At 41.7% G+C, this 24113-nt stretch carries 13 protein-coding genes; all 13 read left to right on the forward strand.

All coding sequences use genetic code 11. The annotated features are described in order from the left end of the window. Positions 1–51: 51 nt before the first annotated feature. Positions 52–1074 carry a FecR family protein gene (locus tag Bovatus_RS22520; RefSeq protein ID WP_004301856.1) on the forward strand — a complete coding sequence of 341 codons (1023 nt, stop codon included), beginning with the start codon at positions 52–54 and terminating at the stop codon, positions 1072–1074. A 168-nt stretch (positions 1075–1242) separates the two neighbouring features. After that, entirely contained in the window at positions 1243–4632 is a 3390-nt protein-coding gene (locus Bovatus_RS22525; RefSeq protein ID WP_004301858.1) for a TonB-dependent receptor, read from the forward strand. A gap of 12 nt (positions 4633–4644) precedes the next feature. Next, complete coding sequence (locus tag Bovatus_RS22530) at positions 4645–6159, forward strand: RagB/SusD family nutrient uptake outer membrane protein (protein ID WP_004325012.1); 1515 nt, start codon at positions 4645–4647, stop codon at positions 6157–6159. Between the two features lie 15 nt (positions 6160–6174). Further along, a complete protein-coding gene (locus tag Bovatus_RS22535; protein WP_004301860.1) occupies positions 6175–7485 on the forward strand; it encodes a SusE domain-containing protein in 1311 nt (436 codons plus the stop codon). A 28-nt stretch (positions 7486–7513) separates the two neighbouring features. After that, positions 7514–9079 (forward strand): DUF4874 domain-containing protein, encoded by a 1566-nt coding sequence (locus tag Bovatus_RS22540; protein WP_004325013.1) that lies wholly within the window; start codon positions 7514–7516, stop codon positions 9077–9079. Between the two features lie 88 nt (positions 9080–9167). Then, a complete protein-coding gene (locus tag Bovatus_RS22545) occupies positions 9168–11495 on the forward strand; it encodes a beta-galactosidase (protein WP_004325014.1) in 2328 nt (775 codons plus the stop codon). Between the two features lie 67 nt (positions 11496–11562). Further along, positions 11563–13698: an alpha-N-acetylglucosaminidase gene (locus Bovatus_RS22550; RefSeq protein WP_004301863.1), complete on the forward strand. Its 2136-nt coding sequence runs from the start codon at positions 11563–11565 to the stop codon at positions 13696–13698. A 168-nt stretch (positions 13699–13866) separates the two neighbouring features. Next, on the forward strand, positions 13867–14430 hold the full coding sequence (locus Bovatus_RS22555) for an RNA polymerase sigma-70 factor (RefSeq protein WP_004301864.1): 564 nt from the start codon (positions 13867–13869) through the stop codon (positions 14428–14430). Between the two features lie 126 nt (positions 14431–14556). Then, the gene (locus Bovatus_RS22560; RefSeq protein WP_004301865.1) at positions 14557–15591 is read left to right on the forward strand and encodes a FecR family protein; all 1035 of its coding nucleotides are present in this window, start codon (positions 14557–14559) and stop codon (positions 15589–15591) included. Positions 15592–15703: 112 nt separating this feature from the next. Beyond that, positions 15704–18919: a SusC/RagA family TonB-linked outer membrane protein gene (locus Bovatus_RS22565; protein ID WP_004301866.1), complete on the forward strand. Its 3216-nt coding sequence runs from the start codon at positions 15704–15706 to the stop codon at positions 18917–18919. A gap of 31 nt (positions 18920–18950) precedes the next feature. Then, a complete protein-coding gene (locus tag Bovatus_RS22570) occupies positions 18951–20702 on the forward strand; it encodes a RagB/SusD family nutrient uptake outer membrane protein (protein ID WP_004301867.1) in 1752 nt (583 codons plus the stop codon). 22 nt (positions 20703–20724) lie between these two features. After that, positions 20725–21993: a ComEC/Rec2 family competence protein gene (locus tag Bovatus_RS22575; RefSeq protein WP_004304648.1), complete on the forward strand. Its 1269-nt coding sequence runs from the start codon at positions 20725–20727 to the stop codon at positions 21991–21993. Next, entirely contained in the window at positions 21993–24005 is a 2013-nt protein-coding gene (locus Bovatus_RS22580; protein WP_004301869.1) for a DUF5689 domain-containing protein, read from the forward strand. The genes Bovatus_RS22575 and Bovatus_RS22580 overlap by 1 nt, the downstream gene beginning before the upstream one ends. Positions 24006–24113: the final 108 nt, after the last annotated feature.

Raw genomic sequence — 24113 nt, forward strand, 5'->3', positions numbered from 1 at the left:
GAATTCCACAAGTCTCTCTTGTCTTATAGTAAAAGGCAATAAAATACGAATATGGATAAGACTGATAAAAATACAATAGAAGAATTGCTTCCCCGTTATTGTGAGGGACTGGCAACGGAAGAAGAGCGTCTGCAGGTTGAGATGTGGATGGATGAGTCGGAAGAAAACCGGCGGATGGCCAAACAGATACATGCTCTTTATCTTGCTACAGATACCGTTCACATCATGACGAAAGTCGACACAGAGAAAGCATTGACAAAGGTGAAAAGTAGAATGACAGGTAACAGACAAAGGAAAACGACATGGTGGGAATGGGCGCAACGTGCGGCAGCAGTGCTGTTCATTCCACTTCTCGTTACTCTGATGGTACAACATTGGGGAGGAAGCGAACAGGAATTGGCACAAATGATGGAAGTGAAAACAAATCCCGGAATGATGACTTCTCTGACATTGCCCGATGGCACATTGGTTTTCCTGAATTCCGAATCTACCTTGAGTTATCCCTCACGCTTCGATAGCGACACGAGAAATGTAACATTGCAGGGAGAGGCTTATTTTGAAGTAGCCAAGAACCCGGAAAAGAAGTTCATAGTTTCTACTTCCCACCAATCACAGATCGAAGTACTGGGAACTCATTTTAATGTAGAGGCTTATGAAAAAGAAGACCGGATTGCAGCAACATTGGTTGAAGGAAAGATAGGTTTTATTTATTCATCTGACAATGGCTCGAAAAAAGTGCTGATGGATCCCGGACAGAAGCTGGTCTATGATATAAGAGACAGTAAAGTGCAGCTTTATGCCACCTCCGGTGAGTCGGAAATAGCTTGGAAAGAGGGAAAGATTATATTTAGAAATACTCCTCTCGAAGAGGGATTGCGAATGTTGGAGAAGCGGTATAATGTGGAATTCATTATTAAAAACGACCGTTTGAAAGGAGACTCATTTACTGGCACGTTTACAAATCAACGCCTCGAGCGTATTCTGGAATATTTCCAGCTTTCTTCTCAAATCCGTTGGCGTTATCTTGATTCGCCGGATATAAAAGATGAAAAGAGTAAAATAGAAATATATTGATTGATTAACCTTAAAACAAAAATGCAATGAAAGACAGACCCCCTTAAACAAAAACATACGGGAGGATATTGGCGTATCTTCCCGTATGGAAATCGGTAAATCTTTTTGATGCTTGTTTGGCGACAAGCTTAGATAAACTTTTTATTAACTTTAAGTCATTACAAAATTATGCAAAATTATTTTAGCATCCAATTTTTATGGGTGGTAAAGTCACTTTGGCTAACCTCAAAAAAAATCCCATTATCTATGAGACTATTGGTTTTGTTCTTAGTATGTTCTATTGGGCTGACCTATGCAGCCGATAGTTACGCTCAAAAGGCTTTAATCAGTATTGATGTACGTAATCAGCGGGTGGAGGACATTCTAAAAGAAATTGAAGAGCAGTCTGATTTTGATTTCTTCTTCAATAATAAGCATGTCGATTTGAATCGTCGCGTATCAGTTTCTGCTGATAAAAGCAACATTTTTAGTGTGTTGAAAGAAATCTTTTCCGGTACTAATGTAAAATATTCGGTACTAGACAAGAAGATTATATTATCCATTGAGGCACAGTCTCCTGAACAAGAAAAGAAAATAACCGTATCCGGTACTATATCAGACGCACAGGGGGAGCCGATTATCGGAGCCAGTGTATTAGAAAAAGGAGTACAGGGTAACGGTACGATAACAGATATTGACGGGAACTTCAAAATCTCCGTCTCTTCATCGAAGGCACAGCTCGATATCTCCTATATCGGCTATCAGTCTCAAACGGTTGCCGTGCAACCCGGAAAAAATATGAAAATCATTTTGCAGGAAGATTCCAAACAACTCGATGAAGTGGTAGTGGTGGGTTATGGTACACAGAGCAAGAAGACATTGACCGGTGCCGTTTCTATGGTAAACATGGGAGATGTGGAGATGAATACCGTACCGAATGTATCTCGTGCGTTGGCGGGTAAAGCAGCGGGGTTCCGTGTGAACCAGGTTTCTGCACAACCGGGTGGTGAGGCGAAGTTTCGTATTCGTGGAGAAGCGTCTACCGGTGCTGGTAATGAACCTTTATTTGTAATCGACGGCTTCCCGGTGTCTTCTACTTCCAATTTAAGTTCTGGTAATGGTTTCTATGAATCGGGTAATATTGATAATGTACTGGAATCATTGAATCCGGATGATATTGAATCCATTTCTGTGTTGAAAGATGCTGCTTCCACAGCTATTTATGGTGCGCGTGCCGGACATGGAGTTGTTTTGATTACCACCAAACGTGGTAAAAGTCAAAAGCCCAGAGTGACTTATTCCGGTATGGGGTCGGTGCAGGTAGCTCGTTCCAACTACAAGATGCTTGATACTCGTATGTATATGGATATGTATAATAAACAGATGCATGAAGAGTGGTTAAAGTTGAACGGAATGGGTATCTATGAAGGATATGTTGAAAAGCAGGACACTCCGCCTACTCAATATAAACCCACTTTCAATAATGATGAAATATTGACTGCTAGCGGTACCGATTGGTTGGATGCGGTGATGCGCAATGGATATACGCAACAACACAATCTTTCTGTGAATGGTGGTACGGAGAAAACCCGTTATCTGGCTTCTGTCAACTATATGAACCAGGAAGGAATTGTCAAGAATAATGGTGTCAGTCGTTTTTCTGCCCGTTTGAATCTGGATCAGGAATTGAGTGAATATGTTTCTTTCGGACTGACTGCTACTTACTCGCAGAATAAGTATGACAATGTTCCTCTGGGAGACAATGCCAATGAATATTCCGGTGTATTGACCGGTGCTATCCAATCCAATCCTACAATTCCTATCTATGACTCTGAAGGAAATTATTTCATTGATCCGAAACGTCCCTTCGTTGCGAATCCGGTGTCTTTGTTGGATATTAAGGATAATACGGTAAAAGACCGGATCATAGGATCTGCATTCGTATCCGTGAAACCGTTGAAAGACTTGGAAGTGAAGTTGCAGTTAGGTGTCGACCGTAGTTTCCAGAAACGTTCCAGCTATTTGCCTAAGACAACTTTGCAGGGAAAGACCAAAAACGGAAGAGCGGATATTTCGCAGGAAACAAGTACTGCCTATCTGATGGAGCTGACAGCTCAATACTCCAAGAACTTTGGCGATCATAACGTGAAAGCTATTGGTGGTTATTCTTTCCAAAAATTTAAAAATGATGGATTGAGTGCCGGAAATGAAGATTTTCTTGTAGATGGCTTTGGATATAATAGTTTGGGTTCAGGAAATTACAAGAAACCATCTGTAGGTTCATGGGCTTCTATTAACAGTATTGCTTCTTTGTTTGCCCGTGCCAATTACTCGTATAAAGGCAGATATTTACTGGAAGCTACAGTTCGTGCTGATGCTGCTTCCAATTTCGCCCCGGAAAATCGTTGGGGTTATTTCCCGTCCGTATCAGCCGGTTGGATGATAAGTGAAGAAAATTTCATGAAAGGGGCTTCAAACTGGTTGTCTATGTTGAAGTTAAGAACTTCTTATGGACAGACGGGTAACTCTAATGTCGGTTATCGCATTTACGACTATTATGAAGTGGGAAGAAGTGCCATTATCGGAGGTGCAGAATCAACAGGAGTATATGCTTCGGATTTGGGCAACAGGAGCCTGACTTGGGAAACGACTACGGAATTTAATGTAGGTGTGGATCTAGGTATATTCAACAACCGATTTAAGTTGACAGCCGAATATTTCAAACGTAAGATTACAGACTTGTTGGTGACAAATAAACCATTGCCTTTTTATAATGAAATAAATAAAATAGCGGGTAATATAGGATCAACACAAAGTCAGGGTGTGGAAATCACAGTGAATACGGTGAATATCGTTACTAAAGATTTTGAATGGGATACGACATTAACCTTGTCACATTACAATGACCGTTGGCTGACACGTGACCCGAACTGGAAACCCAAACCTTATGAAAAAGAAAATGATCCGATTCGTGCATGGTGGGAATATGAAGCGCTTGGCATCCTGCAACCGGGAGAAAAAGTTCCGGACGCTCAAAAAGACTTGGTTCCGGGTATGATGAAGTTGAAAGACCGCGATGGAAACGGAGTATTGGGAGATGAGGATAAAGTATATATGGGTAATGGTGATCCAAAAATTATCTACGGTCTGAACAACTCGTTCAGATATAAGAACTTCGACTTGAATATCTATTTCTATGGAGAAGCCGGCAGAAAGAGAGGAGCCAGTTATTATGAGGGCTGGACACGTATGGACAATGGTATCAATGTTTCTACTTATGCCCTGAAAGCTTTTAATAGCAATAACCTGACAGCCACAGATCCGACATTTGTCAGAGGTGGAAGCGGATGGGGGGATTACTATGTGAAATCTATCTATTACGTTCGTTGTGGAAGCATTACATTAGGATATAAAGTGCCTATCAGCCAGAAGATTGCCAAGAATCTCCGTGTATATGTAGACGTGAATAATCCGTTTGTGATTACTAACTGGACAGGTCTGGACCCGGAAACGGACAATGGAACCTATGCATATCCGAATGTAACCTCATATAATTTTGGTGTATCAATATCTTTCTAATAAGTGATGAATATGAAAAAGACAATTTATACTGCAATAGCAACTCTCTTGTTCCTCATTTCGTCTTGTACGCTGGAGCAGGAAGTATATAATAAAATTAATCCGGGAATGTTTCCCCAAAATGCTGAAGATGTAAATGCTTTGGTCAATTCGAGTGCTTATTATGTGTTTTCTCCGTGGGGAATTTTTGAAGTAGCGGCAGGCTATGTGACGACTTCGGAAATGGTAACCGATTATGTGGAAAACACTTGGGGATGGACTACCGTATACAATTCGTATGAAGCTAATGACTGGCATATCGACGGTGACTATCGTCGTGTGTATGACTATTCCCAGTATTTGGCTTCCATGACTTTGACAATGGATCGCATCAAGGACGTGAATATGGATGAAACCTTGAAAGCTCGCTATATGGCGGAATTGAAATGCGGACGTGGTTTCCTGGCTTTTCTGATGTATGATATGTATGGTCCGATACCTATCGCCGATCTGGAGACTTTGCAAAAACCGGAAGCGGAGATTGTTATTCCACGTTTGTCGGAAGAAGCTATGCGTGAATACATTGTTTCCAACTTGAAAGATGCAGCTAATGTGTTGCCCTATAAGTATGAAGATACAAATTACGGACGCTTCACCAAAGGATTGGCCAATACATTATTGCTGAAATTCTACATGATGACCAAGCAATGGGATGAGGCGGAGAAAATAGGACGTGAATTGACAAAACCGGAATACGGTTATAAATTGGTAGACGATTATAACTCTCTGTTCTCTTTATCTGGTGAAAAGAATTCGGAAGTCATATTCTCATGTGTGGCCGAGGCCGGTGTGATGGAACAGAAATGGTTCGCTCACGTACTGACTTCTGACTATCCGCTTCCTGCCGGAATGTCGGTGACTGCCTGGGGAGGATTTAAAATATCCTGGCCTGCATACGAATCTTATGATCCTAAAGACAAGAGACGTGAAAGAATTATTGGTGAATATACAGGTACGGAGGGCGTACACCATAGCCGGGCGCTTGACCGTGACGGTGGTACGACAGGTATACTCTTCTACGGTGCAATTCCGGTGAAATATAAAATTGAGGGGGTAGTAGGTGAGAAGTGCGAAATAGATATGCCCATCTATCGTTATGCGGATGTATTGACTTTACTTTCGGAAGCTATCGTTCGCAATGGAAACAGTATCACTCAAGAGGCGATTGGCCTGTTGAATCAGGTGCGGGTTACTCATGGTGGACTAAAAGCTTATCAATTGAGTGATTTTTCATCTGTAGAAGATTTTCTGGATAAATTGTTGGAAGAACGTGGACATGAATTTTATTTTGAAGGAGTGCGTCGTCAGGATTTGATCCGCCACGGAAAATTTATTGAAGCAGCACTTGCCAAAGCAAGATTTGCCGGACAGCCGACAGGTAAAATAGAAACGAAAGTGGATGGACAATATAAATATGAGAAATTCCCGTTGCCTACTCATCTGATTACTGAAGGACAAGGCATTATAATTCAAAATCCCGGTTACTAAAAAATAGATAGCATTATGAAACATTTATTATATAGTCTATTAGGAATCTTGTTGCTTGCCGGATGTAAGGAAGACAAGTACAATGTAATCATTCCGATGTCGGATATTTACTTGAGCGCGCCTCAAGATGGAGCGATCATTGATTTGAATGATTTATCGATTGAGAAATATAGTTTCTCTTGGGAGAAACCTCTGGAAAATGGAGCAAAGCTGCTTATTTGTACTGACAGGAAATTCAAAGAACCGGTAATAATTGATGCAGGAAAATCGACTTCTGTTGCGATATCTGCACTGACTGCCGATCAGAGTTTTTCTCAATTGGGAATTAAAGCGGGGCAGGAAGCGGTATTGTATTGGACGGTCAAAGAAACTGGTAATATAACCGCAGCAGCTTCGGAAGCACGCACCATTCGGGTGAAACGTATGACTAGCAAATTAGTGCAGCCGGAAGATTTGACTAAGATTTCTTTGGCTGAAAATGCCCCGGAAACTGCTGTGCAGTTTGAATGGGATACCCAGGAATGGCCTGAATCTACCTCGTACTCGCTTTGTTTCTCACTGGATCCTGAAATGAAACAGACGGTTGCCGAACATAGTGTGGGAGTTGTGAATGGTAAATCATCATTGACTCATGAAGAACTTCAGGCACTGCTCGATAAACTTTCTATCAAACGTTGGACTTCCAATTCTGTGTATTGGAATGTGAAGACTGATGATGGGCAATGGGTGTCACGTTCTTCCGGAGTACTGAATATGACAGAAATGATGCGCTTCATCGATGTTCGTGGAGATGAAAAGATTACTTATCGTGTTGTTCGTATATTTTATAGTGACAAAACATCATTGGTTTGGTTGGCAGATAACCTGCGCGCAACTAAATATGCTGATGGTACAGATATTGAAGCGAATAATTTCAAAAAGACACCTGCATCGCTCGGAGAAGGTAGAGTGAAAGCCTATGGAGTGCATTATCATTACGATATTCGTGATAAGATAGCGCCTAAGGGATGGCGTTTGCCGACCATACAGGAATATAAGAATTTGTTTGCAGAAGCCGGAACTGCCGAAGGTCAATGGAATGTATTGAAAGATCCTGAATATTATGAATCAGTAAAAGGACAGGCGCATTTGAACGACTGGAAATTCAATTTGTGTGCTTCCGGTCAATGGAGCGGTGATGCAATCACTAATCATACCGGACCGTACTGTTATCTGTTGGTCACTGATGATATGTCTCATCAATGTATTCTTCATGATGGAGGGGCAACATTGTGGAGTCCTTGGACAACCGGTGCTCCTGCACGTTTTATCTACAATGAAAATTAATCGGGTGAAAATTAAAAGTATATCAATCATGTTAATCAATATAAAGAAAACTATGACCATATTATCTACCTTATTATTAGGTATTATGTGTAGCTTTTGTTCTGATACAATAGATGTATATGCGGGACAATATGGAGAAGAAGACGGAACGAGTGAACCGGAAACTCCGGAGGTAACAGGAAATATTGTACCGATCGAGTCGCTTAGGAATCCCGATAGGGGATTCCACTTGGAATGTAATTTGCTTGCCGACCAAATGAAAAGTCCATATAATGATTATGAGGTTTATGGCAATGATTTGTATACGAAGAAAGTAGAGCAATTTGATGCAAAGGACGACAACCTGACTCTTGTACAGCAATATATCTACTTAACTAACTGGGTGAGTAAAGACCTGGATGCTGAAGCTCTGTCGAATATCCGCAAGATATTCGAGTTGATGAAAGCGCAGGGGTATAAAGCCATTCTTCGTTTTGCATACAATCACGCCGGGCTGAATACTTCCGGTGGCGAATCCAAACAATGGATTCTCCGGCACATCGAGCAACTTACTCCTCTGTTGAATGAATACATTGGACAAATTGCTACCATGCAGGTTGGTTTTATCGGTGCTTGGGGAGAGTGGCATACTTCTCCGTTGATGAATGACCAGAGTGCGAAGAATGCAATCGTCAGTGCTTTATTGAGAGCCTTGCCTGCACCTTATTGTGTAGAAATGCGTTATCCGAATCATAAGAAAGCGTTGACACTGGAACAGGAAGGATCTCGTGGACGCATCGGATATGCGAATGATTATTTTACAGCCGGCGAACATCCGCTTGCACCGGGCAATGACTTTGTTCCTAATACGGATGATTACAAGCAGATAACGGAAGAGGTGAAAGTGAACAATTTCTATATGAGTGGTGAGATCCCTTATAATGAGGATACAGAATGGGGATTGGCAGAGTTGATTAGTCCGATAAAATCACTGCGTATTTTGCGCGAACACCGTTACTCGGCATTTGATGTGACGCAAAACTATGATTTAAATATCATGAGTTGGAAACGGGTAAAGGTAAATCCCGCTTTATTAAATGATAATCACATTCTGTTTGATGAGAGTTACTTCAAAGATGAGGAGGGCAATGAAGTTGTCCGTTCATTCTATGATTTTGTACGCGACCATTTGGGCTATCGTCTGAATCTTCAAAGTGAATCGAAAGTAGAAGCAAAAGGTGGAAATTTGGAATACGATCTGACGATTACAAATACCGGTTTTGCTACGGTGATTAATCCGAAAGAGGTATATCTCGTATTGGTTTCCGAAAGCGGCCAGGTAGTGAAAGAATTCAAACTGGATGTGGATCCTAAAACCTGGATTCCGGCTACCGAACAGGAACCGAATCAGGCTGCGAAATACACTATCAAAGGAAGTGTGGCAGCCGGTGTGAGCGGAACCTATAAAGTGGGAATCTGGATGCCCGAAAAAGTAGCCGATTGGAAATACAATTCGGTATATGCCATTAAGTTTGCTAAAACAGAGAATGTGACTCATTGGTATGATGATGCAGACAAATATGCCGTGAACCTGTTCGGAACAGTTACATTCTAAAAATAAATTGATGAATACTTCCGACCGTATAGAACAGATCTCATGTTGCGGTCGGAGTATTTGAAACTCACATCTTATTTGAATGAAGATGAACAAAAATCATAAAACCGTACTTGTTATACTTAACATCATAGTATCATTTCTAATTTCTTCCTGTTCCTCCCCCAAGGAACAGGTTAGAATAGGAAATGGTACTTTTACTATCGAGGGAAAGGATATCCAGTTGATTTGTGGAGAAATGCACTATCCCCGCATTCCGCACGAGTATTGGCGTGACCGCCTGAAGAGAGCGAGTGCGATGGGACTGAATACGGTATCTGCCTACGTCTTCTGGAACTTCCATGAACGTCAGCCGGGAGAGTTTGACTTTAGTGGACAGGCTGATATTGCGGAATTTATCCGTACGGCACAGGAAGAGGGACTGTATGTGATTCTTCGTCCCGGTCCGTATGTCTGTGCAGAATGGGATTTCGGAGGTTACCCGTCGTGGCTGCTGAAAGAAAAGGATATGACTTATCGCAGTAAAGATCCGCGTTTCCTGTCCTATTGTGAACGATATATCAAAGAACTTGGCAAACAACTGTCTCCTTTGACCATCAATAATGGAGGTAATATTATTATGGTGCAGGTGGAGAATGAATATGGATCGTATGCAGCGGATAAAGAGTATCTTGCTGCTATCCGCGATATGATTAAAGAAGCAGGATTCAATGTTCCGCTATTTACCTGCGACGGTGGTGGACAGGTGGAAGCTGGACATGTTGAGGGCGCACTGCCTACATTGAACGGAGTGTTTGGTGAAGATATATTCAAAGTGGTAGATAAGTACCAAAAGGGCGGTCCCTATTTTGTTGCGGAGTTTTATCCGGCCTGGTTTGATGAGTGGGGCAGACGACATTCCTCTGTTGCTTATGAACGTCCCGCCGAACAGCTGGACTGGATGTTGAGCCACGGTGTTTCTGTCAGCATGTATATGTTTCACGGTGGTACAAACTTTGAGTATACCAATGGAGCCAATACCGGAGGCGGTTATCAGCCCCAGCCCACAAGCTATGATTATGACGCTCCTTTGGGTGAATGGGGAAATTGTTATCCCAAATATCATGCATTCAGGGAAGTGATTCAGAAATACCTGCCTGCGGGAACAGTACTGCCGGAAGTTCCGGCAGATAATCCGACTACCACTTTTGCAACAGTCGAATTAAAGGAAAGTGCTCCATTAAGGACTGCATTTCATCAGACTACCCAGTCTGAAAATGTGCTGTCAATGGAAGATTTAGGAGTTGATTTCGGATATATTCATTATCAGACCACACTTCAAAAAGCGGGAAAACAGAAACTTGTCATACAGGATTTGCGTGACTATGCTGTGATCCTCATAGATGGTAAGCAAGTAGCCAGCCTGGATCGTCGTTATAATCAGAACAGTGTGACCTTGAATGTGTCGAAGACACCTGCCACACTGGAGATTCTGGTAGAAAATACCGGACGCGTCAACTATGGCCCCGATATACTGTTTAACCGGAAAGGTATCACCAGCCAAGTTTTGTGGGGAAATGAAAAGTTGGCCGGATGGTCTATCACTCCATTGCCTCTGTATAAAGAAAAAGTTTCGGAAATGGAGTTTGGCGAAACCATCAAAGGCGTTCCTGCTTTCCATAAAGGAACGTTTACAGTAGAGAAGAAAGGTGACTGCTTTGTGGATATGAGTCAATGGGGCAAAGGTGCTGTCTGGGTAAATGGCAAATCTCTGGGACGTTTCTGGAATATCGGCCCTCAACAAACACTCTATCTGCCCGCTCCATGGCTGAAAGAGGGAGAAAATGAAATTGTAGTGTTTGAAATGGAAGATACGGGTAAGCGTGTTTTGCAAGGATTGAATCAACCCATTCTGGATAGTTTGGGTATTGATAAGAATTATCAGAAAGGCCAGCGTCGTGCAGTGGTAGGCACTCCGATTCTGGAAGACGGTGATCTTGCATTAAAAACTACTTTGCAGGAGACTAATGAGTGGCAGTCATTCGATTTACCGGTTGCGACTACTCTTCGCCACTTCTGTATAGAGACTCTGTCTTCCTACACAGAGGATAATCAGGCCTGCATTTCGGAAGTGGAACTGATAGATGATAAGGGACAGCCGATTGACAAAACTAAATGGGAAGTCGTTTATGTAAGCAGCGAACAAGCTGATAAGAACTTGGGAATAGCAGAAAACCTGTTTGATGGAGATATCTCTTCTTTCTGGCATACGAATGCGGCTGTGGAGTCTAACCATCCTCACCGGGTTATTATAGACCTGAAAGAAATTTATAAGGTTTCGGCTTTTCGCGTGAAAGTTCGTAAAGGTTCATTCTTATCAGGAAAGGTGAAAGATATAAATATATATGGTCGTCCACAATTCTTCTTATTTCATTGAATAAAACGTAGTAAATAGATAAAATACGACTCTTAATTATTATATTTGACAAACTGTAAATAAAACTATGTATACACGTCTTTTATTCATTCTATTATTGGGGGCTACATGGATGTGTAGCTGCCAAACCGAACAGTCTCCTGTCAATACATTGGCAGATCGTGTGACGGAAGGTACTTCGAAAGATCGAATTCTTTTTCGGATGATTGCTGATGAAAACAATCCGTTAAAAGATTATTTTGAAATATCTTCTGAAGACGGTAAAGTGCTGATAACCGGAAACTCTGATTTGTCTCTGGCTACGGGGTTGAACTGGTATCTGAAATATGTAGCCGGTATTCATCTTTCCTGGAATAATCTTTCGCAGAAGTTACCGGAAATACTACCGCTTCCACAAGAAAAGATACGTAAGGAGACATCCATGCAGAACAGATATTATCTGAACTATTGCACTTATTCTTATTCCATGGCTTTCTGGGATTGGGAGCGTTGGGAAAAAGAAATAGACTGGATGGCAATGCATGGCATCAATATGCCTTTGAGCATCACCGGAATGGAGGTGGTCTGGTACAATTTGCTGAAACGTTTGGGATACACAACAGAAGAAGTCAATGAATTTATTTCCGGCCCGGCCTTTATGGCTTGGTGGCAAATGAATAATCTGGAGGGTTGGGGTGGACCGAATCCCGATAGCTGGTATCAGCAACAAGAAGCGCTTCAGAAGAAGATCGTAGCCCGTATGCGGGAGTTGGGTATTGAACCAGTATTCCCCGGATATGCTGGAATGGTTCCCCGTAACATTGGTGAAAAGCTAGGTTATCAGATTGCTGATCCCGGTAAATGGTGTGGCTTCCCCCGTCCGGCTTTCCTTTCTACGGAAGATGAACACTTCGATTCTTTTGCCGCTATGTATTATGAGGAATTGGAGAAACTCTATGGAAAAGCCAACTATTACAGCATGGATCCATTTCATGAGGGAGGTAACACGGAAGGAGTAGACTTGGCGAAAACCGGTGCTTCCATTATGGCAGCTATGAAGAAAGCCAATCCGAAGGCTGTTTGGATCATTCAGGCCTGGCAGGCGAGTCCTCGGGAAGAAATGATTGCTTCTCTTAATCAGGGAGATTTGCTCGTTTTAGATTTATATAGTGAGAAACGTCCCCAATGGGGAGATCCGGATTCCATGTGGTATCGGGAAAAGGGCTTTGGCAAACACGACTGGCTTTATTGTATGTTGCTGAATTTTGGAGGTAATGTTGGTTTGCACGGCCGGATGAATCAGTTGGTGAACGGGTATTATGATGCTTGTGCACACACTAATGGGAAAATGTTGCATGGAGTAGGAGCAACCCCGGAGGGCATAGAGAATAATCCGGTGATGTTCGAACTCCTTTACGAACTTCCTTGGCGTGAAGAACGCTTTTCTTCCGATGAATGGTTGCAGACTTACTTGAAAGCTCGTTATGGCAGAGAAGTTTCACCGGAAATAATGGAGGCTTGGCGTGCATTGGAACACACCGTTTACAATGCTCCGAAAGATTATCAGGGTGAAGGAACCATTGAGTCTTTGTTATGTGCCCGTCCGGGTTTCCATCTGGATAGAACTTCCACTTGGGGATATTCCAAACTATTTTATGCTCCCGATTCTACTGCAAAGGCAGCCCGGCTATTTACTTCCGTTGCCGACCAGTATAAAGGAAACAACAATTTTGAGTATGACTTGGTAGACATCGTACGTCAGAGTAATGCCGATAAAGGAAATGTGTTACTTGAAGAAATATCACAGAGCTATGACCGAAAGGACAAAGAGGATTTCCGCAAACAAACACAGCAATTCCTGGACTTGATATTGGCACAGGATCGTTTGTTATCTACCCGGAAAGAATTTTCCGTTTCCTCTTGGTTGAATGCAGCTCGTTCTCTGGGAACTACAGAAGAAGAAAAGCGATTGTACGAATGGAATGCTTCCGCATTAATCACAGTCTGGGGAGATAGCATTGCTGCCAATCAAGGCGGACTACATGATTATTCGCATCGGGAATGGAGTGGACTTTTGAAAGACTTGTATTATCAGCGTTGGAAAGCCTTCTTTGAGCAGAAACAGGCGGAGCTGGATGGGAAGCCTGCAGGACAGGAAATAAACTTCTATGGGATGGAGAAAGCCTGGGCAGAGAAGAGTAAGGCACAGACATTGAAGAACTAAATAAAAGCAAGTGATATATAAGTAATATGCACGTAATATATAGCCGGGTATGAAATATTATCCGGCTATATTTGTCTTAGAACCCTTTCATAAAGAATTTCTAATTTCATTGCTAATAGGAAAATTCTTATATTTGCTGCAACTAATACTTAAACACAATAGTTGCAAATGGAATTTACAGAAGAGCAAATACTGTTGAGAGCTTTGTCACGAGGAGATGAGAAAGCTTTTGAGGTTTTGTTTATGCGTTATTTCCCGAGAGTGAAACGTTTTATATCCGGTTTGCTTCAGGATGATATAACGGCCGAGGACTTTGCACAAGATATTCTCCTCAAACTATGGCAGAAGCGTGAGGAGATGGCAAAAATCGAAAATCTGAATGCCTACCTTTATCGGACTTCCCGGAATGCTGTGTACCAGCATTTACGACATATACTTTTGGTGAATGAATATGGAGAAAAGCAACAGGAGAATCTTTCCCGTCAGCAGAATGAGGGTGCGGGAAACATCGAAGAAAATATGTTTGCCGAAGAATTACTGCTATTGATACAGCATACGGTAGAGCAAATGCCCGCCCAACGAAAAAGAATTTATGAGATGAGCCGTAAAGAAGGCAAAAACAATGATGAGATAGCGCAACTGCTTGTAATAAACAAACGGACTGTAGAAAACCATCTCACACAAGCATTGGCTGATATCCGCAAGATGCTGAAGCACTTTTATCTTTTCTAAATAAAACCACTTCCTATTGACAAAAACTCTTCTTTTATTCTCCTTTCTCAAAAAAAGTAGAAAAAATAGCTTTTAGACTGTGTGTGTATTCTATCTCGTGCATCTTATTAATAAACGGATAAAATCATGAAGAAGAAAAGCATATCAGAACTAATACATTTTTTTGTTCGCCATCCCCTGCAAAACTCCTTGCAGATGAAGTTTTGGCGTTGGCTGGTTTCTCCTGCTGATGCAGAAGATAAAGAAGAAGCTATACAGGAAGAGTGGATGAATATCATCGCTGAACCTGATGAGGCCACCCGGCGTTCATGGTATGAGGTCCGGCGTAAAGCGGGACTTGCAAATCCGATAATAAAACCGCATTGGGAAATCAAACCACTTCTTCGCATTGCTTCTATGATATTAATCCCCTTATTTTCAGTGCTATTATCGTGGTATTATATAAATGATTATACTGATTCTTGCAAATTGGTAGAATATATTGTTCCCATGGGTGAACGGGGAGAATTGACTTTGCCGGATGGGACAAAGGTACAGATCAATTCGGAGAGCAGTATCATTTACCCGAAAAGCTTTCGAGGCGATACACGTACTGTTTATCTTTCCGGAGAGGCGAATTTTGATGTCCATAAGGATAAGAAACATCCGTTTATTGTCAAGACATCTTTGTTATCAGTTCGTGCTTTAGGTACGAAGTTTAATATACAGGCATATTCGGAAGACAGGAAAACGATTACAACTCTTGAAAATGGAAAAGTGCAAATCAATAACCTGCTGGCACCAGACAGCTGTTTTATTCTTACTCCCGGTGAACAACTTGAATACAATCACCTGACTAAGAATTATGAAAAACGAAAAATAGATGTGATGATGGCTTCCGGTTGGACACGTGGTGAATTGAATTTTGTCGATTGCCATCTGGAGGATATTCTGAACACATTGGGACGACATTATAATGTAGAAATAAAGGCAGAACCGCATTTATACACAAATGATTTATATACCATTAAGCTTAGAAAGGGCGAACCTCTTCAAGCAGCAATTCATATTGTAACAATGACCGTTGGAGGTATGGAAAGCAAGGTCACAGACAATAAGGTTGTGATACTGACAGCTGCTTCACCGGCGAATAAGAGTAAGAAAGGAGGTACCCATCCATAAAAAGGTTGGACAAAACTGATCCTTTTGTCCAACCCGAAATAAATACCGTTATCATTTAAAATTTTAGGAAATAGTGAACCTTAAATGTAGTATTCATTTAATATACAAAAGTATGAATTTTAATTCTTATTTTACTATAAAACATACCAGTAATTTGCGTATTTTATTGTTAACCTTATTCTTTATAGTCCCTTTGGGTACTATCTATGGGCAGAATCAGTTGATTACTATTGCCGGAAAAAATATAACTTTGTTGAAAGCTTTTGATGCTATTGAAAGTCAGACTCAATTAAGCATTACTTATAGTCGGACTAAAATAGATGTGAATCGGACATTGAGTGTTGATTTTAAGAAACAAAAACTCTCTATTGTTTTGGATAAGTTGCTCGCGGGAACGGGGTTTACTTACAAGATAGAAAAAGGGTATATCGTTCTGGTTCCCGTACCGGTAAAACAAGAGCAAACGGAAGCAACTTCGAAAAAGATACAAGGAGTGATTGTAGATACGAATGGAGATCCGGTGATTGGTGCCAGTATTCAGGAGAAAGGAGTGGCCGGGAAAGGTACAGTGTCTGATTTGGATGGAAAATTTAACCTGTCAGTTGCGTCAAATGCTGTATTACTGATTTCATATATCGGTTTTCAGTCTCTTGAAGTAAAGGTGGGAAATCGGACAAGCTTGTCTTTGGTATTAAAAGAAGATCATCAGTTGCTGGATGAGGTAGTCGTTATCGGTTATGGAACAATGGAGAAACGTGCTGTGACCAGCTCCATTACTTCCATATCTTCAAAAGATTTAGTGACTGGATTGGGAGGCTCTACCATTGCGACTGCTCTGAAAGGAAAAATCTCCGGTATGAATGTTTCCGAAACTTCCAGTCCGAATGCCTCTGCTAGTTTCCAGCTTCGTGGGGTAGCTTCCATCAATGCTTCTTCTTCCCCTTTGATTGTGATAGACGGAATTCCTGGTGGTGATTTGCGTTCTATCAGTCAGGAAGATATTCAATCCATTGATGTTTTGAAGGATGCCTCTGCAGGTGCTATTTACGGAACAAGGGCAGCTGGTGGTGTCATTCTCGTGACTACCAAGAAAGCGAAAGAAGGTCCTATCACATTATCATATACAGGCGAGCTGTCCACCGAACAAGTTTCCAGAAGACCACAGGTCCTGGATCGCGATGCTTTCGTGAGGTTCGGTGTAGGAACAGATTTGGGAGCGTCTACCGATTGGTACGGTGAACTTTTAAATGAGGGAGCACTTTCCCAGCGCCATGTTGTCACCCTTTCGGGAGGGAGACATACAGCCAGAATATATGCCACTATTATGGCACAGGATCAGAAAGGTATTGCGATAGGCGATAATCGTAAAGACTATTCGGGGCGTATCAATGCAAACTTTAATCTTCTCAATGACTTGCTGGAAATAGGCTTACATACAGAATATCGTGAAGCACATCGGGATCAGCGGAGCAGTAGTTCCTGTTTCGACATGGCATTGAAGATGAATCCAACGGAACATGTTTATGATAGTACTAGTGAAACAGGCTATAATGTATTGGTTGGTGGTAGTGAATATTACAATCCATTAGCGGAAGTTATGCTCAAGCAGACGGATAATGTTGATAAATGGCTCAAGGCGGATGCTACGGTAAAGCTCAATCTGCCTGCCGGATTTTCGGCACAAGCCACTCTCGGCTGGGAAGATCGCCAGTATCAGCAGACGCATTATGTATCCGCATTACACAGAACGTCTTTGAATGGAAGTTATAAAGGAAAGGGATTTCACGGATATAGTAAAACAGTCAATGTTTCTTTTGAACCTACCATTAATTTCATGCGTGTTTTTGCAGATGACCATACAGTCAGTGCGGTGGCCGGATATAGCTATTGGGAAAACAATTCTGAAAATTTTGATATGTCTAACTACGATTTCCCTGTGGATGGAGTAGGAGCTTGGGATATGGGAACAGGTAGCTGGCTTTCTGACGGAAAGGCGGCTATGTCGTCCCACAAATATCCTCGTGAACGTCTTATCTCCTTCTTTGGTCGGGCGAATTATAGCTATAAAGATCGTTATATGGTTACTGGAAGTGTCCGTCATGAGGGATCTTCCAAATTTGGAAAGAATCATCGCTGGGGAACATTCTGGGCTGTATCAGGTGGATGGCGTATATCCAATGAAGCCTTTCTGCGTGATGTCAGTTTTCTTGATGACCTCAAAGTACGTGTCGGTTATGGTGTGACGGGAAATAACAATTTCTCTGCAGGAGCATCCACGGCCATGTACTCCTCCAATTCAATGTGGCCTTATAACGGTACATGGATTACTTCTTATGGACCGGCTCGTAATGTCAATAATGACTTGCATTGGGAAAAGAAAGCAGAGCTTAACATCGGTTTGGATTATGCGTTTCTGAATAACCGGCTTTTTGGAAAGTTCGATATATATAAAAGAAGAGTTTCCGGAATGTTATACAATATCAGTGTACCCAATCCTCCCGCCGTTTACGAGAAAACGACCATGAATTATGGTAATCTTGAGAATACCGGATGGGAGTTTGAGATTGGCGGAGTGCCTGTTAAAACGAAAGACTTTAACTGGACAACTACCATGCGTCTATCCCATTCTTCTTCCAAAATTACCTCTTTGTGGGGGAATAATACTTACCAGGATCGTGTAGGATTCCCGTCACCGGGAACGAACGGATCAGCCGGAAGAATTGAAGCAGGAACAAAGATCGGAAGCTATTATATCTGGAAATATGCCGGTATCACGGATAATGGAAGATGGCTTCTGTATGATAAGAACGACAATGTGATTCTTAGCGATAAGAAGACCTATGATGACAAGCGGTACATCGGTAATGCTATTCCTGCATTGATGGTATCATGGGATCATACCTTCACTTACAAGAACCTCTCTTTAGGTATCAACCTGCGTAGCTGGATCGATTTCGACGTGTTTAATACCATAAATATGTACTATGGACTTTCTGAAGTAGCAGGCCAGAACGTTCTTCGCAATGCGTACATTGACAACCGGCACATCAAAGAAGTAAAGCAGCTTTGCGATTACTGGCTTGAGGACGGCACTTTCTTAAAGATAGACGCCATTAGTCTGGGATATTCTCTTAACATGAAAAAGTGGCAGAAATATATAGATAAGATTGATCTTTACCTGACCGTCCGGAATGTGGCATGTTTCACGAAATATTCAGGACTTAATCCGGAAGTGAATGTCAACGGACTGGACCCTGGTTATGAATGGTTTAATAATATTTATCCTGAAACTCGTAGATATACCGTTGGTATGAAAATCCAATTCTAATATTAAAGTACCTATAAACTAATAAAATGATATGAGACGAAATATTTTAATCATTATCTCCTTCCTCACCCTTCTGGTGTCATCCGGTTGTACAAATCTGGATGAGAAGTGGTATTCCGAAGTCACTCCGGACACTTATTTCACGTCTAAGGAAACTGTTTATTCTTTCTTGGTACGCTCTTTCACACATTGGCGTTGGTTTCACGGATTCGACCGTGCCATTCTTCAAGAATGTACAACAGATGAGATGTGTGTCACACAAAAAGGAATACATTACAATGATGTCAGATATTCCCAACTGCAGCATCACGACTGGACACCTCTTCACCCCAACAACGAAGAAACCTGGCGTGGGGTAGGCATGGGAGTGGCAATGGCTTTAGCTTGTAAGGAAGACTTATCCGGTGTGGATTATGTATCACTGGGCATGACGGAAGAATTGAAAGCAGATCATCAGATGCAACTTCAGACATTGGTTGCCTATTTTTATCTGCGGGGACTTGATTTCTATGGGGGTATGCCTATTTACCGGCGCTCTACTACCGAGGAAGTTCCACGTTCCACTGCACGCGAAACCTTTAATTATGTGGAAGAACTGTTGCTTGCCGCTATTCCCAAATTAGAGAAAAAAAGAGCAGATATGCTGGAAGAAGGCTATTTACGTCAAGGAACTGCCGCCGCCCTTCTTGCTCAGTTATATTTTAATGCGGAAGTCTACATGGGAGAGAACCGTTTTGCTGAATGTGCGCAGGTCTGCCAGGATCTATTAGATGGCAAATACGGTTATTACGAATTGGAGGAAGACTGGTTCGGTCCTTTCACTTTCGACAATAATAAATCTAAGGAAGTAATGTGGTCTGTTCAGTCGCAATATGCAAAAGGCACTTTGTTTCAATGGCAGTTCGAACGCTATAATCATTATAATGCAAAGAACTATTTTGATCTAAGCGGCTATTCTTCTACTAATGGTATGCATCTTCAGCCGTCTCTTAAACCCAATGGCGATCCCTATACGGATAAGCTTGGGCGACCTTTTGCCAAGTTCAATAATAAAGATCTTCGTAAAAAATTGTACTTGTATAAAGGGAATGGGAAATACGAAGGAATGTTCCTTTATGGAAAATTACAGCGTACATCAAGAAGTGGCACAGAGGTGAAGTGTACGGGACTGTACGAATATCCGGGTGAGGTTCTTGAATTTGTCGATCAGGTGGCACAATTCAAGAAAGTGAAAGACGGAGAATATTCTTCAGTGAATGAGCTTCCCTCCAATATAAGTACCGGGGAAGAGAATTCCGGAATACGTTTGTGCAAACTACCGGTTCCCGACAATATCGACAAAACCATTGCTTTTAATCCGGATTATCCGGTTATTCGTTTTGCTGAAATCTATTATATGCTTGCTGAATGTAAATATAGAAGCGGCTATAAAAAAGAAGCAGCCAATCTTTTCAATGAAGTGCGTAAACGCAATTTCGAGAATAAAGCCGATCCTGATCCGGTGACCGAAACGAATATCGACAAGTACCGGATTCTTGATGAGTGGATGGTCGAGTTTCTGGGTGAACAGCGTCGTCGTACCGATCTTCGTCGTTGGGGGTTGTATACAACAGGTTCCTGGTGGGATCATAAACCTACTAACGACGATCATTATGAGCTTTTTCCTATTCCGGAAAAGTCAATTTCTGTCAGTAATGTCTTGAAGCAAAATCCGGGATACGGAGGCGGCAATGAAATGACTAAAGAAGAAGCCGGTATCTATAGTGTGAAACAAATCGATTAATCAACTATTAAAGAATAATATAATGAATAGCAAGATATTTTTTTTAGGAGCCATCATGTTGCTGCCTACATTCGCAAGTTGCCAACAAGAAAAGCCTTTTCCTGATGATGCAGTAGATAAAGTGTATGAATACCTTCCGGAGTGGCAGGCAGGTTATTTGGATATTCATCAGATTAGTACCGGAAGAGGTAATGCAGCCTATCTTATTTTTCCGGATGGGACTACCATGTTATTGGATGCAGGAGATTTAGGAGTACATTCAGGCACACAGGAAATTATGAAAGCAGTGCCTAATGATTCTAAGCGGCCTGCCGAATGGATTGCTCAATATATAAAACATTTCTCATTGCCATTAAAAAATAACGGAGCACTTGATTATGCCTTGCTCACTCACTTTGATACGGACCATATCGGACAGAATGGAAAACTGGCAATCGAAAAAGTAGGACTGGATTACAAACTTACCGGAATCACTCATGTTGGTAATCTTCTCAATATTTCCACTTTGATAGATCGTGGTTATCCTACTTATGATTATCCGACAGCAGCTAAAGTCTCTGGTGCTCATATCTCAAACTATAAATTATATGTTGCCGCTCGTGACAGGGAAGGTAAAAAGAATGAGGGATTTGTAATAGGAAGCAATAGTCAGATCAAACTCTTGAAAGATCCGGGCTCTTATCCTACATTCGAAGTACGTAATATCGTGGGTAATGGTAAAATTTGGACAGGTAGCGGAACAACAGCCAAAGAGCTTGTGCCTTCTACAGCCTCTTCAAGTGAACAGTTGAACGAAAACCGTTGCAGTTGTGGAATTCGTATCACATACGGTAATTTTGATTATTTCTCCGCAGGAGATATTCTGGGCGTAGAAAAAGCACCGGAATGGTTTGATATAGAAACGCCGGTAGCCAGATTGCTCGGTGAGACGGATGTGGTTGTTGCCAATCATCACGCTTATTCTGATGCTATGTGCGATACCTACATTTCCCAAGTGAAACCACAAGTCTATGTAATTCCCGTATGGGATTACTATCACCCTCAACCGGCAACGTTGAGCCGGATGCTGTCTCAAACTCTTTATCCTGGTGAACGGTCGGTTTTTGCTGCCGGTATGGTAGACAGTAACAGGAGCAGACTGGGTGAAGACGGCTTGAAGATAAAGCCTGCCGGACATGTTGTTACGCGTGTTTATCCGGGTGGAGAGAAGTTTCAGATCTTTGTATTAAATGATCGGAATGAAGCTTATGAGATACTATATAAAACAGGTGAGATTAAATCTAATAATTGATGAACATGAAAATTAAAGATTCAATAGTCTGGACAGCTTTTCTGGCTGTGATGGCAATCATAATGTTTCCGTCATGCTCTGACGAACATGAAGCCGTTATATTGGAAATAACAAATAATGAGATTATTCTTCAGGCGGAAGGTGATCCGGTTCAGGTGGAGGTGAAGTCCAATACCGAGTGGCGAATTGATTTTGTAGAATCAACCTGGTTCTCTACGGATATACGTGGAGCCCAGTCATCAAGAACTTATTTCACTGTGACTTATGATGAGAATATCAGTGATTCCGAACGTTTCTGTGATATTCGTGTGTTTACGAAAGATGGTAAGACTGCGGATGTAATCAAGATAAAACAATTATCCCGTTATCCATTTATTGTTCCTGCCAGTGATAAGATGGAGCTGTTTACTAAAGGAGGTGAATATGAAATGGAAATCTCTACCAATGTGCCCGAAACGGATATCGTTATTACGCCAACGGTGAACTGGGTGCAGGAGTATAGGATAAGTGATGGAAAGCTTTATTTTAATACGGAAACAAATTCGCAATCACCCCGTACAGGAAGTATTGTGTTGAGTTATGACGATCAGTACCAGCGTAAGGTCACGGCTACCATTAATCTCTCGCAAGCATATTCTGAATATGCGAATGCGGAACTTGTCAGTTATCCAACCGTACATGGTTATGCTGTCGGTGGAATTACTAACAATGTATATGTTGAAGGAACCATCGTAGCCAATGGCACTTCGAAGAACTTCCCGAGCAATCGCTATGTCATTCAGAATGAGGCAGGAGAGACAGTTGTGTTTGAGTCCGAATCTTTAATTACGTTTGCACAATTTGCCAAAGTGTCATTGTGTCTGAAAGATGGAATGATAAGAGAAGAATCAGAGGGTAGCTTTACTTATAGACTGATTAGCGGTATCACTGCTGCCCACGTAATCAGCTCGGAACTTTCTACCTTCACAATTCCTGAAAGAACGATTGCTGAACTTACGGATAATATGGTATTTAGTCTTGTGACCCTGAAAGATGTCGAGATTGCATCTCCGGTAGGTGCATTCACTAATTTCAAGACTACTGACCCGGGAGCTGCCGATCGTAAGATTAATAAAAACTATTGGGTAGAAAAGTTCCCTGCATATTACAGATACTATCCGACCTGTATAAGAGATAAAAACGGTTCTAATACATATATGCTTACTGCGTTTGAAGCTCCTTATGCTCACGAAACACTTCCTAAAGGTTCGGGAAGCATAACAGGAATGGTGGCGAAAGTGAAACTTACAAATTTCGACATCTCTGAAAGCCGGTTATGTATTCTTCCGCTTAACAGAGAAGATATTAACATCAGTGATATAAACGAGATCACTTCTGTGCTTGTAGAATGGGATTGTAATGTACCCGATTGGAAAGAAATAGGCTCTTCTACTTTTACGGATTACCATCCTACGGGTGGCGAGGCATCGCAGGCGAATGCTCTTCTTAGCAAAGACGGAAATAAATATTTCCAGCAAACCTATGCAGACTACATTCTGGGATTCCAGGATGATTTCAGAGGAGATGTTAACCTTAACACGACCGATGGATACTATGGTCGTATGCGAGGCGGTGCTTTTAATAGTAAACCGTGGTCTACAAGTTCATATTTCTACGTAGACAAAATATCGACAGTAGGTATTTCTACATCCTTGTCTCTTCAGGTTGAAATGAATGCAAGTTGGGGAGGTGGCCCTGTTGCAGTGGTTGAATATGCTTATTCGATGAATGGTGAATGGATTAAAGTAGATAATTCAGAGTTTACCATTCTGGGACAGTTTGATAGAACGGCTGCAGGTGGACAGACGGAGAAGAACATTCCTGGTTATAAAGTCTATGACTTTAAGTTGCCGGATGCCTTATTGAACCGTGATAATATTTGCATCAGATTGCGACCGGTCAGACTCCCGGCAGGGGTATCCAGCTTCATGCCGCTTAGACTTGCTAATATCTCAATCAAATACAACAAATAATCAATAGGGAATATATATAAAATAATCGGAAGCAATAAAGGACATATCCTGATTGCTTCCGATTATCTTTTTATATGTGGATCTTGAACGATCTCTATTCAAAAAGAA

Origin of the sequence: Bacteroides ovatus (genome assembly GCF_001314995.1) — a bacterium.
Lineage (GTDB): Bacteria > Bacteroidota > Bacteroidia > Bacteroidales > Bacteroidaceae > Bacteroides > Bacteroides ovatus.